15 protein-coding genes are annotated in these 13,173 nt (G+C 66.5%); 12 read left to right on the top strand and 3 right to left on the bottom strand.

What is annotated here, in order from left to right:
• Both groEL and groES read right to left on the bottom strand, forming a co-directional pair.
• Positions 1-924, bottom strand: a 924-nt coding sequence (groEL, locus tag MKK69_RS25025) for a chaperonin GroEL (RefSeq protein ID WP_243972414.1), incomplete at its 3' end; no start/stop codon positions are given.
• 166 nt (positions 925-1,090) lie between these two features.
• Positions 1,091-1,378, bottom strand: a complete 288-nt coding sequence (gene groES, locus MKK69_RS25030) for a co-chaperone GroES (protein WP_243920647.1) — start codon at positions 1,376-1,378, stop codon at positions 1,091-1,093.
• 1,653 nt (positions 1,379-3,031) lie between these two features.
• Between groES and MKK69_RS25035 the strand changes: the two genes are divergently transcribed.
• The 9 genes from MKK69_RS25035 (at position 3,032) to MKK69_RS25075 (ending at position 11,298) form a co-directional block, all read left to right on the top strand.
• Positions 3,032-4,030, top strand: a complete 999-nt coding sequence (locus tag MKK69_RS25035) for a helix-turn-helix domain-containing protein (RefSeq protein WP_243972416.1) — start codon at positions 3,032-3,034, stop codon at positions 4,028-4,030.
• Complete coding sequence (locus tag MKK69_RS25040) at positions 4,030-5,343, top strand: MFS transporter (RefSeq protein WP_243972426.1); 1,314 nt, start codon at positions 4,030-4,032, stop codon at positions 5,341-5,343. Before MKK69_RS25035 ends, MKK69_RS25040 begins: the two co-directional genes overlap by 1 nt.
• 400 nt (positions 5,344-5,743) lie before the next feature.
• Positions 5,744-7,018 (top strand): tyrosine-type recombinase/integrase, encoded by a 1,275-nt coding sequence (locus MKK69_RS25045; RefSeq protein ID WP_243972432.1) that lies wholly within the window; start codon positions 5,744-5,746, stop codon positions 7,016-7,018.
• A complete protein-coding gene (locus MKK69_RS25050) occupies positions 7,018-7,581 on the top strand; it encodes a hypothetical protein (protein ID WP_243972440.1) in 564 nt (187 codons plus the stop codon). Before MKK69_RS25045 ends, MKK69_RS25050 begins: the two co-directional genes overlap by 1 nt.
• Positions 7,582-7,674: 93 nt before the next feature.
• The gene (locus MKK69_RS25055) at positions 7,675-7,872 is read left to right on the top strand and encodes a helix-turn-helix transcriptional regulator (RefSeq protein ID WP_091722291.1); all 198 of its coding nucleotides are present in this window, start codon (positions 7,675-7,677) and stop codon (positions 7,870-7,872) included.
• Position 7,873: 1 nt separating this feature from the next.
• Positions 7,874-8,077, top strand: coding sequence for a hypothetical protein (locus tag MKK69_RS25060; RefSeq protein WP_243972442.1), 204 nt, complete (start codon positions 7,874-7,876; stop codon positions 8,075-8,077).
• A complete protein-coding gene (locus MKK69_RS25065) occupies positions 8,074-8,367 on the top strand; it encodes a hypothetical protein (RefSeq protein WP_243972444.1) in 294 nt (97 codons plus the stop codon). Before MKK69_RS25060 ends, MKK69_RS25065 begins: the two co-directional genes overlap by 4 nt.
• Positions 8,364-10,577 (top strand): DUF3987 domain-containing protein, encoded by a 2,214-nt coding sequence (locus MKK69_RS25070; RefSeq protein WP_243972446.1) that lies wholly within the window; start codon positions 8,364-8,366, stop codon positions 10,575-10,577. The genes MKK69_RS25065 and MKK69_RS25070 overlap by 4 nt, the downstream gene beginning before the upstream one ends.
• Before the next feature lie 49 nt (positions 10,578-10,626).
• A complete protein-coding gene (locus tag MKK69_RS25075; RefSeq protein ID WP_243972448.1) occupies positions 10,627-11,298 on the top strand; it encodes a DUF3102 domain-containing protein in 672 nt (223 codons plus the stop codon).
• Between the two features lie 17 nt (positions 11,299-11,315).
• On the opposite strand, the gene MKK69_RS25080 is transcribed toward MKK69_RS25075, so the two are convergent.
• The gene (locus tag MKK69_RS25080) at positions 11,316-11,684 is read right to left on the bottom strand and encodes a hypothetical protein (RefSeq protein ID WP_243972450.1); all 369 of its coding nucleotides are present in this window, start codon (positions 11,682-11,684) and stop codon (positions 11,316-11,318) included.
• A 510-nt stretch (positions 11,685-12,194) separates the two neighbouring features.
• On the opposite strand from MKK69_RS25080, the gene MKK69_RS25085 reads away from it, so the two are divergent.
• The 3 genes from MKK69_RS25085 to MKK69_RS25095 form a co-directional block, all read left to right on the top strand.
• Positions 12,195-12,521 carry a hypothetical protein gene (locus tag MKK69_RS25085; protein ID WP_243972452.1) on the top strand — a complete coding sequence of 109 codons (327 nt, stop codon included), beginning with the start codon at positions 12,195-12,197 and terminating at the stop codon, positions 12,519-12,521.
• 5 nt (positions 12,522-12,526) lie between these two features.
• Positions 12,527-12,757, top strand: a complete 231-nt coding sequence (locus MKK69_RS25090; protein WP_243972454.1) for a hypothetical protein — start codon at positions 12,527-12,529, stop codon at positions 12,755-12,757.
• 57 nt (positions 12,758-12,814) lie between these two features.
• Positions 12,815-13,173, top strand: a 359-nt coding sequence (locus tag MKK69_RS25095; protein ID WP_243972456.1) for a DUF5681 domain-containing protein, incomplete at its 3' end; no start/stop codon positions are given.

The following is a 13,173-nucleotide window of genomic DNA, read 5'->3' on the forward strand; positions in this document are numbered from 1 at the left end:
CTTGATCCCGAGATCCTCGGCGATCATCTGGCCCTTGGTCAGGATCGCGATGTCCTCGAGCATCGCCTTGCGGCGGTCACCGAAGCCCGGCGCCTTGACGGCCGCGACCTTGAGGCCGCCGCGCAGCTTGTTGACCACGAGGGTGGCGAGCGCCTCGCCCTCGATGTCCTCGGCGATGATCAGCAGCGGCTTGCCGGTCTGGACCACGGCCTCGAGCACCGGCAGCATCGCCTGGAGCGACGACAGCTTCTTCTCGTGGATGAGGATGTACGGGTCCTCGAGGTCGGCGACCATCTTCTCCGCGTTCGTGATGAAGTACGGGGAGAGATAGCCGCGGTCGAACTGCATGCCCTCGACGACGTCGAGTTCGGTCTCGGCGGTCTTGGCCTCCTCAACGGTGATGACGCCCTCGTTACCGACCTTCTGCATGGCGTGGGCGATCATCCCGCCGATCTCCGTATCGCCGTTGGCCGAGATCGTGCCGACCTGGGCGATCTCTTCGGACGAGGCGACCTTGCGGGAGCGGCCCGCGATATCCTTCACGACCGCGGCCACAGCCAGATCGATGCCGCGCTTCAGGTCCATCGGGTTCATGCCGGCGGCGACGTACTTCACGCCCTCGCGCACGATGGAGGCCGCGAGAACGGTCGCGGTGGTGGTGCCGTCACCGGCGGTGTCGCTCGACTTCGAGGCGACCTCGCGGACCATCTGGGCGCCCATATTCTCGAACTTGTCGACGAGCTCGATCTCCTTGGCGACGGTGACGCCGTCCTTGGTGATGCGCGGGGCGCCGAAACTCTTCTCGATCACGACGTTGCGGCCCTTGGGGCCCAGCGTCACCTTCACCGCGCTGGCGAGCAGCTCGACACCGCGCAGCATCTTCTCACGGGCATCGACCGAAAAGCGAACGTCTTTGGCGGACATGGTGGTGGCTCATCATCTGTCGTTTGGCCCCGAGGCACGCCACAGCGGGCGCCTCGAAGGGCAGGTCGGGGTTCGAGGCCGCGTGCGGCGACTCTGAAGGCTCTGAGTCCTCAGATGCGTCGCGCGCGCTGACGCCGAACCGGTGTCCATTTCGGCGGCGCGCGCCCTAGGCGACGACGCCCAGGATGTCGGATTCCTTCATGATCAGGAGGTCCTGACCGTCGATCTTGACCTCGGTGCCGGACCACTTGCCGAACAGGACGCGGTCGCCGGCCTTGACGTCGAGGGCATTGATCTTGCCGGCCTCGTCGCGGGCCCCCGGCCCAACGGCGACGACCTCCCCCTCCTGCGGCTTCTCCTTGACCGTGTCGGGGATGATGATGCCGCCCTTGGTCTTCTCCTCGCCCTCGATGCGGCGGAGCACCACGCGGTCGTGTAGCGGACGGAATTTCATTGCGAGATCCTGATCGTTCCCAGGCAAGATCCAACCGGCATGGTTGGCGCGATCGCGGGAAGCGTGGCGGCGAAGACGGGAATCGCGGCCCGATCGGCGCATCATTAGCACTCGTCTGGGAGAAGTGCTAACTTTTTGCGTGGCCGAAGCCCGCCAGCCGGATCCGACATCCAAGCCTCAGACGAGATCCGATCCCGGACGGCATGGTCAGGTCATGCGCCGAACCGGAACGTCGTCTCCGCGCAGAGCGGCAGGGGCTCGCGATCCCGACAGGTCGTCAGCGGTCGGATGTGCCCGCGGCCGCATGGCGAATGGAACCAGCGTTGACATGAAACTTCGGGCGCCGGTTTGTGCTCTGTGTTTGCGATGCGCGATCGGATACAGTCAGTGTCGTCCGAGATATTATTTCAAAGAAATCAATCATCGAGACGTATTGCGTTCGGGCCTGATCGTCCCGGCTCGACCCCCGAAGCGCTCTCGTACAACCAGTCTCCCGCTTGCTTGCCGGCCGATGGGGCCTTGGCGGCTCTCGGGGCAGGCTCGGATCGGGCCGTATCCGCGGCGGTCGCGGGAAGCGCCGGGGGCGCAGGCGGCCTCACGCTCTGCGAACCGAAACCATCGACGCACCGCCGGAGCGCGATCGGATCAGGCAATAGCGTGCAATCGTTCACGTTGACGGGGCCTTGAGCCGATGCCGGCGTGCACGCCAAGCACAGGACGGCCCAGAGATGACATCGCGACCTCATCCTCATCTCCCTGTCGGATTGACCTGCAGGATCTCGATGCTGCTCGGCTCACCGGCCTTCGGGTTGCACTTGGCGGGGGGCACGCCCGGACCGGCCTGCGGGGCCGCGGGGGCGCTGACCCGTCCCGCATTGTCGGTCGGGCGCGGCAGCCAGCAGAGGCCGAGTCGCGCATACCCTGAGCATTGCCCGGGTCGCCGAGGCCGCCCACGTCAACGCCGAACGCGTCGCTGAACGCGTCGCTTCCTCGGATTCCGGTACCGCCGCGAACGCCCGCCATCACCGTGTCCCCGATTCCCCCGTCCTGCCCCGCCGGGCACGAAGGCAGGGGCGTTCACCGTCGGCACGATACCGAGCGCCTCCGATAGTGGACGCGGCAGGCCCGACATGGATTGGCTGAGCGTCCCAAACTGGCGGCTCATACGGCCCCAGACTGCGGGTGTGATTTTCGCGTGACAGGGCACCCAGGCCCGTCCGCCCGGATGCCATCACGAGACGCGGCGCGTGCAATCGATCGGTGTCGAACGGCCGCAGCGCGGCGGCGTCTGCGCCGAGGCCGGCCTCGTCCGTCGCGACCGGGCAGCCCGATCCCGTTCGGGCGGGATGCCATGTCCGGGAGAAGGTCGGCGGCCCGGCAGGCACTTGGGGATGGCTAAAGCCGTCGAGCCGCCGTGCCCGATCAGGCGGGTTCAATGGACGCCCTGTGTAGGCGCCCCAGAAAATATCTTCAGACCTGGCTCTAGACGTTCCACGAACGGGACTACATTCGGGGTAACAATAGAGAGCTCACTCGGCATATGGCATCCCGACGACCCTGCTGCGTCCATGTCAGGGATGCGGCGTCACCCGGCCCGGGCTTCGTCCGTGCCGCTCGCGTCGGCGTCAGGCCCTCGTAGCAATGGCCGCGCGCATGCTCGCGTTCACCGCCCCGCGCGAGGGCGGTGACGGCTTCGACGCGTACCATCGCCTGTACAGCGTCGGGGCCGATGTCGAGCGCACCGACGGGCCTTTCCATGCCCGCGTCCACATCCGCCGCTTCCAGCGGATGGTGCTGTACGAGCGCGACCTCGGCGGCCTCCTGCACCGCCGCGATCCCCGCCGGGTGGGGCGGGACGGCTTCGACCACCTCGTGCTGCATCTGCTGCTGGACGGTGATCTCGCCGCTGGCCCCCCGGGGGCGGAGCACCGGTTGCGGCCCGGTGAGATCATGCTCGTCAATACCGCCCAACCGCACTGGACCCGTGTCGGCCGCGCTCGCCTCCTCTCCGTGGCACTCGCGCGCGAGATCGTGGAGCCGGCTGTCGGCGCGCTCGACGCCCTCCACGGGGCGGTGCTGCCCGGGGCCGCGGCCGGGCTGCTCAGGGATTTTCTCCTGTCGCTCGTGCGCCGTGCGGACAATCTGCCGGATGTCGCGGTCGAGGGGGCGGCCGACACCGCGACCGAACTGCTCGGCCTCGGGTTGAAAGCGGCCACGGCCGCGCCGGTGGCACGACGGGTGTCGGCAGCGGCGGCGCGGCCGCTGCGCCGCACCCGTGCCGAGGCGTATGTCGACACCCATCTGCTCGATCCCCGCCTGGACGCGGCGACGGTCGCCGCCGGCATCGGCACGTCCCGCAGCCGGCTGTACGAGGATTTCGCCGACGAGGGCGGCGTCGCCCGCTACGTGCAGCGCCGGCGCCTGGAGCGCCTCCGCGACGCCCTGCGCCGGCCCGGCGAAACCCGGTCCGCATCCACCCTCGCGTTCGCCTGCGGCTTCATCGACGAGAGCCACAGCAACCGCGCCTTCCGCGCCGCCTTCGGCGTCCCGCCGGGCCGCTACCGATCGATCGTCCACAGGGCGCGGCTCGACCGGTCCGACCACGGCCCGATCGAGTCCGTGTTCGAGCGCTGGATCAGCGAGCTGTACTGATGGGCGCGGATGGCGGCGCCGCCGCTCCGGGCCTGTCGGGCCGGTCACTCGTTCTGCTGCTCGCGGCGACGCAGTTCCTGGCGTTCAGCGACCGCTTCCTGATCACCCTGGTGGCACAGCCGCTGAAGCTCGATCTCGCCCTCTCGGACACGCAGCTGGGCGTGCTGCAAGGCTCGGCATTCGCCGTGCTCAACGCCGCGGCGATGCCCTGGGCGGGGATCTGCGCCGACCGCGGGCACCGCCGCAGCCTGCTGCTGGCCAGCGTCCTCGTGTGGGGTTTGGCGACCCTGGCCTGCGGGCTGGCCGGCTCGTTCGCCGCCCTGGCCGTCGCCCGGGCATTGCTCGGCCTCGGGCAGGCCGCGATCGCGCCCGCCGCGCTGTCGCTGATGGCCTATCGCCTGCCGCCGGCCGGGATCGGCCGGGCGATCTCGCTCTTCACCGCCGGGGCGACGCTGGGGCGCAGCCTCGCGCTCCTGGGGGGTGGGGCCGCCCTCGCCTGGCTCACCGCGGCGGGCGGCCTGACCGTGCCCGGCTACGGCCCGGTCCGGCCGTGGCAGGCGCTGTTCGCGCTGGCCTGCCTGCCGAACCTCGCGCTGCTGGTCGGGTTGCAGCGCGTGGTCGAACCGCCGACGGCACCGGCCCGGACAGGGCGGCCGGCGCTCGCCTGGGTGCTGCGCCATCGCTCCGCCTACCTGCCGCATTTCGGCGCCGCGGCGGCGGCCGTGCTGATCAGCCAGACCCTGACGGCGTGGGCGCCGACCTTCTACGTGCGTGCGCACGGGCTCACCCCCGCGACGGGCGGCCTCTACCTCGGGATGGTGATCCTGGTGGCGGCGCCGCTCGGGCACATCGCCGGGGGGCGCTGGCTCGATCGGGCGCGGGCGCGCGGGCTTCGGGGCGCGGCCTCGCGCGCCCTCGCCCTCGGGCTGGCGCTGGCCTGCCCGAGCGCCGGGGTGATGGCCCTCGCGTCCGATCTGACGACGTCGCTGACCGGGTTCGCCGTCCTCGTGGCGGCGCTCGGCGTCACGAGCCCGCCCGCCCTGGCGGGACTTCAGATCCTGACGCCCCGGGCGCTGCGCGGCCGGATGAGCGCCGTCTTCGTGGCGAGCGTGACGCTCGTCGCCTTCGGGGTCGGACCCGCGCTTGTCGGGGTGATCAACGACCGGGTCGTCGGACCGGAGAACGTCGGCGCGGCGATGTTTGCGGTGTTCAGCGCGACCGCGCTCGTCGGGATTGTCCTGGCTCTCTCGACGCGTACGCTTCGCTCGCCTCGATCCGCGGCACGTGCCAGCGCCGAATCTGCGCCCCCCTGAAGACCGCGTCGACGCCGGCCGCTTCCCGCAGGTGTGCCCGCCCGATCCCGTCGCGCCGGTGGCCCGTACGCCCGATGGCAGAGGCACGGTGCGGCCGTGGAAGGCACCCGTTATGGGACCGATAGCGGCGACCGAGAGAACAGCCGAGCAGACATAGAGCCGACTGAGCCGGATCGCAGGTGTCGCCGCCAGAGGCTCAAATTTTTTTGGCGCGCCCTACGGGAATCGAACCCGTGTTTTCGCCGTGAAAGAGACGCTGTGAGATCTATCCGCGTCTACCCTTGTCGTAAAATCCGCAGTTCCTCCAATATGATAGCCGATCTGCGCCTAGTCTTGTCTATCGCAGTCTAGCTACACATATTGGACATCTGTTGGACATCGTCTGCAGAGGAGCCCACCCGTGGCCCGCAGTGTTCGTGACGCCAACCTTGAGACCCGCACCGCCCGCCAGCGGCTGTTGCCGCGCGGGAAACCATATTACCGCACGCTGGAGCCAGGCCTTCACCTTGGCTACCGCCGACCGCAGAAGGGCGCCGGCAAGTGGGTCGCCCGCCACTACATCGGCGAGCGCGACTACGAGATCGAGACCCTCGCCGTCGCCGACGACTACTCCGATCCGGACGGCGTCGCCGTGCTGAGCTTTCGGCAGGCGCAAGATCTGGCGCGCTCCCGGATGGTTCAGCGGGCGCACAGTGCTGCCGGTAAGACCGGGCCGCTCACTGTCCGAGACGCGGTCAACGCCTACGTCGACTTCCTCGACGCCAACCGGAAAACCGGTGTCGATGCTCGCAAGAGGGTAGGGGCTCACATCTTGCCGACCCTCGGCGACATTGAGGTCGAGGCGCTCACCACCAAACAGATTGAGAAGTGGCTCGCCGACATGGCGAAGGCTGCGCCCCGGATCCGGACAAAGGCCGGCGACGAGCAGCGCTACGGTGAGATGGCGGTCGACGACGAGACGAAGCGGAAGCGCCGCTCGTCGGCAAACCGTACCCTGACGATCCTGAAAGGTGCGCTGAACCGCGCATGGAGGGGAGGGGGCATCTCGTCGGATCTGGCTTGGCGCCGCGTCGAGCCATTCGAGAACGTCGACGCCGCCCGCGTTCGCTACCTGACGATCGCGGAAGCGAAGCGCCTGATCAACGCGGCCGAGCCGGGATTCCGTGCTCTGGTTCAAGCCGGCCTGGAGACCGGTGCCCGCTACGGCGAGCTATGCGTCTTGGAGGTCCGCGACTTCAATCCGGACTCAGGCACCATCGCGATCCGCACCTCCAAATCAGGCAAGCCCCGTCACATCGTGTTGACGGACGACGGCGCCGCTTTCTTCGCCCGCCACGTCGCCGGCCGCCCCGGCACGGCACGCATGTTCCTGAAGACCAACGGCGAACCGTGGGCGGCCTCGCATCAGCTCCGGCCGATGGCGGACGCCTGCGCCAACGGCAGGATCACGCCGCCCATCGGCTTCCACGGATTGCGGCACACGTGGGCATCGCTGTCCGTCATGGCCGGCGTGCCGCTGATGGTGGTGTCCCGCAACCTCGGCCACGCCGACACCCGAATGGTCGAGAAGCACTACGGGCACCTCGCGCCGAGCTACGTCGCCGATGCGATCCGGGCCGGTGCCCCACGGTTTGGCGGGGCCGACGACAACGTTGAACCGATGCGAGCCATTTGATGCCGCTCACCAAGCCATCATTTTTGCCTGTCAGACTGGTTCCATTCGTGGAAGTGCGCGAGAAAATTGGATCTGAAATACTTGGTTCAGCCTTGTCTGGCAGACAGCTAGTTGCAATCTACTACGATCCAGGGGGAAATTTTCTGCCGTTACTAGCTAATTTCTGGCAAGGGCCCCATGGCGCCGTGATCATGGATCATGGCTACATACCGTCTGCAGTTGCTTGGCAGATCGGAATACCCAACGGCGGAGAGGACATAAGCATCTATCTGGATGCTCTACAGGCCGAAGCAATTGAGCGAGTGAGTGCGGCAGCCAAGCAGGCTACCAGCCCGACCGGGGAAGCGGACAGGCCCAAATCGATGCGCGATCGGGATATCGAGGAGGCCATAGCAGCGCTTGAGGCGGAAACGCTGACGAAAAGGCTGACGCGAGCACAAGCTAGTGAATTCTTGCGCCAGCGTTTTCCCAGCCGACACATCACCGAAGCCGATTTTCGAAGCATTTTCAAGAAAGTACCTACAGCTATCGGCAGGCCGAGAAATGTCGATAAAAAACTCTGACGCAAAATATCTGCGTCAGTGTTGTCATAGTTTTTTCAAGGATAGATCTGTCTAATCTTAGATGCACCGCCACAGACAAAGGCAGGTGCAGAGATGCAAGTCTGGACAATTCCCGAGTGGTGCGCGCACCGGAAGATCTCCCGCGCAACCTTCTACAACCTGATTAAGGCCGGCAAGGCGCCGCGCACCATGAAGTTTGGCAACTCCGTCCGGATCTCGGCGGAGGCTGATCTGGAATGGCTGCGCGCGTGTGAGGCGGAGTCTGCCTCGCGGACCAAGGAGGCCGCATAGCATGCAAAAGAAAACCTGCGCTCAGCGCGGGCCGAGGCAGGTTTCCTTGATTGTCGCTTCGCAGGCCGACATTCATGGAAATACTCCCGCCCCCGCCTTTCGGCAAGATCTCCATCTCGCCGCACGCTACGGCCTGTCGCCGGCCGTCGCCAGCGTCATCGCCGAGTTGGCGCTCGCGACACCTGAGCACTGGAGGCGCGCATGAGCGCCTCCCCTCTCAACCCCAACGACTTCGCCTACGGCGATCCGGACAAGCTCCGGGCCCACATCGCCGAGTTGATGGCCCTCGTCAGCATGCGCGCCAACATGGTCGGCGACTATGTGGTCCTGCGGGACGATGCCGGGCTGAAGTACTCGATGCGCTGCGCTGCAGCCGAGTTTCGGGCCGCTCTCAATCTGCTCGGTGACCTGACCGAGCAGACCGACCGCGAGCGCCAGCTACGGCAGCCGCCCCCCGCGCCCCATACTCATTCGAATTCGGAGGTGCGCCCATGAGAGCGCAGCACTTCGCTGCCGAGGTGGATCGCCTTGGCCCTGCCGCTGACGATCACCGTCATGGTGATCACGGCAGGTCTAACGGCGCCAATGGCGCAATCGGCACAGGGGGGTCTGGTTTCTGGCCAGATCCCGATCTTATCCTGCTCGGCACCGGTCGGCGATCCCCGCCGGCCTTCCCGCTGCATCTGCTTGGCCCGTGGGCCGGGTGGTGCGAGCGCAAGGCCAAGGGGGCATCCGCGCCAGTCGACTATGTGGCGGTTGCCCTGCTCGCCAGCGTCGGCGCCAGCGTCGCCAACGTGCGCTGGCCCCAGGCTGGCACCACATGGTCGGAGCCACCTGTCCTTTGGTGCGCCGAAGTCGGACCACCGTCCTCATCCAAGTCGCCCAGCATGGACGCAGCGTTCAACTTGGTCCGGTTCGCCGAAGACCGGATGGCAGACGGCTTCGAGCAGGTTCAGCAGGAGCACGCCACCGCCAAGCAAGCCTGTGAGGCCCGGATCGAGGCGTGGAAGATCGAGGTCAAAACAGCTGTGAAGAACGGTGACCCGCCGCCCGCCATGCCACCTGACGCCCAGGAGCCACCCGCGCCGGTCCGGCCGCGGATTCGGGTGGCCGACGCCACCGTCGAGGCGCTGGGCGCCTTGGCTGCAGGCCTTCCTCGTGGCCTTCTACTGGTCCGTGATGAATTGGCCGGCTGGCTCGGAGCCTTCGATAAGTACGGCGGCGGTGGCTCCGACAGAGCGTTCGCGATCGAGATGTACGGTGGCCGTGCCTACGTCGTGGATCGAATGAAGAACCCGGAGCCGCTGCGGATCCGTCATCTCAGCGTCGGCGTGCTGGGCGGCGTGCAGCCTGACAAGCTGGAGATGATCCTGAACGGGCCTGACGATGGGCTGGCCTCTCGACTCCTGTGGGCGTGGCCGGAGACCAAGCCCGAGTTCAACTTGGCCCGTGGCGCGCAGGATGACGGGCCGATGCAGCGCGCGTTCGCCCGACTCACCGACCTGCTGCAGATCCATGACGAGTTCGGGCATCCCGAACCCGTGCTGGTGCCGCTCGCCCGCCAGGCGGAGGACCGGCTGGAGGCGTTCGCCAGGGAGATCGTAGAGCGCTGCCACATGGCCAGCGGCCTGCTCGCCGGCACGCTCGGCAAGGCCCGCGGGCACTGCCTGCGCCTGTCCGCCGTGCTGGAGTATCTGTGGTGGTGTGGCGGCACCGAGGAATCGGAGCCGAAGGCGATCTCGCCCGATGCGGTGACAGCGGCGGCCGACTTGCTGAACGCCTACTTTCTGCCGATGGCTGAGCGGGTATTCGGAGACGCCGTGATCCCGGTGGCCGAGCGGCGCGGGATGCTATTAGCGCAACACCTTCGGCAGAACCGGCTTACCGAGTTCAACGCCCGCGAGGTCCGGCGACAGATCGGCGGGATACTGCGCGACGCGGCCGACATGGATGCTGCGTGCAAGCAACTCGTAGAGGCGGGGCTGATCCGTCAGCGCTTCACTCGGGCGGGCGACGGTAAGGGGCGCAAAGCCCTGAACTATGAGGTGCATCCGGAGGTCGTCGTCAGCCGCCCTTTTGACGGTATCTGCGCTTTCGAAGAGATCTCCCCCCCTGTGCCGGCAGTGCCAATGGCGCCAATAGCTGCGATTTCGACGCAAACGGCGCCAACGGCACTATCGGCACAGGGGGGTAAGATAAATTCGGACGCGCGGGAAATCGAGCGTGTGTTCGAGGAGATGATTACCCCGGTGCTTGATCACCTCGTGGAGGCGGCCGAACGGGCGAAGGTCCGCGGGACCATCGTGGCATCGGACGCGAATCGCAGATCGAAGCGCACCAACAAGCACATCGTCACCGTGTTCACGATCTCCGCCATCTCGCGATGCGTGAAGGCTAGTGTGGGGCCGCTGGTGAGCTTGGAGGACAAGTTCGACATCACGCCCCCGCACAAGCGGTCCATCAGAGTCGATCTGCTTGGCCGCGAGGCGCACACGATAATGGGCTGCGGGGGCAACTGGCCTTGCTGGATCGCGGTCGTGGAAGGCGATCAGAGAGGTCGTGGCTATCCACCCTATCCCGATTCCTTCGACGCTTGGTTCAGGGGTTGGACCACGACCAAGGGCATCGTGGTCGTCGGCGACTGGCGCGAGGAGGCGCGGAACGACGGTGCGCTGGAGTGGCTGAAGCTCGCGGCGGCCGAGTGACTGCGCTCAGGCGCAGGCGGCACCTTTCATCAGCAACGGAGGATTCGTGATGACCCATTCCAATATCGCCGGTGCGATCAACGCGGCCCATGCCGGTGTCGAGGCTGCCAAGCGCGAGGGCGCCCGGTACGCCGTCGAGTGCGGCAGGCTCTTGGCCCAGGCCAAGGACACCGTCCCGCACGGTGGCTGGGACGCTTGGCTCCGGCTGAACACCACCGTCTCACCGCGGACGGCGCAGCTCTACATGCGTATCGCCCGGCATGTGGAAGGTGATCCGGCAAAAGCGCAACGCGTTGCGGGTTTGAGCGTGCGCGAGGCGGCGGCCGAGGCAACGGGACCAAAGCGGGCTACTGCGTCTCGGAAACCCCTGTCGCCCGAGGCCGAGCATGATTCCACCGAGCTAAAGCAGGTCTGGGACGAGGCGAAGGACAATCCCGATTGGCAGGAAGGAGCCGCCCGCGAACTATCCCGTATCGGTTACATCACCAAGCCGCAGCGGAACGACATCATCCGAGGCGTCTGGGCAAAGCACTATGCCCACCTGACCGACGCGGACCGGAAGGAAGCTGCGAAGCGCGCGGCCGAGATGTTGGTCGAAAGGATTCCGCGGGAAACGCTGCTCAAACTCATCCCGCGGCTCAAGCACGTCCCGGCCAGCGATATCGCGATCGCCATGGGAGACGTGCAGGAGGATCGGAAGCGTCGGGCAGCTGAAGGTTAGCCCCAACCGTCCAACGATTAGATGCCGACGCTAGCTGCGCCGGCTTCAGCTGCCTGCTTGACGGTGGCGCCCTTGCGAAGGGCTGCAGCTATCGCAGCCGAAGCCGTGTCAATCGCTTCGGCCCGCTCGTCGCCGAAGTCACGCATGCTGTTCGCGCCCGGGCTCGGCCGTGCGTGGTAATTGTCTGGGAAGCTGTTGCCCATCCGGGTCTTCAGCATGTTCGTGGCAGCGCGGTAATCGGCATCGAAGTTTCTGCTCTTATCAGCCGCTCGATCTTCGTGTGCTCCAACTTCACGTACTCTCGGCATGCCAGAGCTTTTCTGCCCTCGGTCTTTACCGGTGATGAGTTCAATCAATTTGGTGAGCAGCCAACCGATCGCGTTCATTGGGGCGTCCTGAGCGGGCAGCGGCGGACGCGCCCCGTCGAAAGCTTCAACGCATCCCGGTGGCCTTCGGACTCAGAGGTGGCGCCATGACGCCTTCCAGTCGGCAGCTCACTCCATCTGAGCGCGGTCTTCGTGATCGTCCCCGGCCTGCTGGTCCATCGCTGATCTCCGTCGCCGACAGGTCAATCGATCACGACCAGATCAGGTCGCGCTCATCCACAGGAGCCTGTCATGGTTATCGAAATCTTAAGCGTCAGGATGGGGTGAGAGGGCATACGCTCGCATCGCCGAAATGACCAGAAAAAAGCTGGCCGCCGCCATTGTCGCCTTATCAAGGCAATAGATTGAACACGGATGAACTGATATATACACGAAGATTCAATGACTTAGTGCGCCGCCCACACTATCTTTGTCCAACAGATGTCCGATAAGGCTGTTGGATCGGTGGCAGATAGCCCCCTCATTACCGCACAGAAGCCCTCGCACCGGAGCCGTGTCACGAACGGCAGCGTGCTGCTGCAGAACGTGGATGGGCGTTCGGGCTGGGCGCGACGCATGCGGGACCTCATGGCTCTGCATCTGTCCGACCTGGGCGGGGAGGGCGCCGTGTCCGTCGCGCAGCAGTCGATCGTCCGCCGGATCGCGACGCTGACCGTCGAGCTGGAGCGGATGGAGGAACGGTTTGCCACTGAGGGCGAGGCCGACACCAAGTTCCTGGACCTCTACAGCCGCACCTCCGGCAACCTTCGCCGCCTCTTAGAGGCCATCGGCCTGACGCGCCGCGCGCGCGACGTCACGCCTGCCCTCTCCACCTGTATTGAGGGGCGGCTGACATGAGGGACTTGAACGCCCGCCTCCAGAAGCTGGAGAGGGCCATCCGTCCGCCGCGGCACCGCACGCAGCGCCACTTCGCGATCGAGGGGCCGAAGGATCTGCCCAGGGATGCTGCCGTCGCCTTCCTCCGGGAGTGCGGTCACGACATCCGCGATGATGAAGGCGCCATCATCCGGATCATGGTCGCACCCGGGCGCGACCTGCCGCTGAAGGACATCACCGACAGGTGCGGGCGATGAGGTCGTGGCTGTTTTTTGGCTGTTCTTTACAGTCACGCCGAGCCGCAGGGGGTGAGCATGCCGGGTGATGGTCGGCCATTTGGGCCGGGCCAGAGCGGCAACCCTGGCGGCCGTCCGAAAGGTGCCCGCAACCGCTCTACCGAGGCCCTGGAGACGATCCTCGACGGCGAGAGCGAGGCCCTGACCCGCAAGGCGATCGAGATGGCTCTGGAGGGCGACACGGTCGCGCTGAGGATATGCCTTGATAGGTTGATGCCCGTCCGGATGGATCGGAACATCCCCTTCACGCTGCCGGAGAGCGACACAGCGGCCGACCTGACCAAGGCGACCCGCGCACGGACGCAGGGGGTAGGAGACGGGCGCATCCGGCCGGGCGCACGCGGGGAGGAGGAGAGACGGGGCGTGTTACATGAGAA

It is taken from the genome of Methylobacterium sp. J-026 (assembly GCF_022829585.1).
GTDB lineage: Bacteria > Pseudomonadota > Alphaproteobacteria > Rhizobiales > Beijerinckiaceae > Methylobacterium.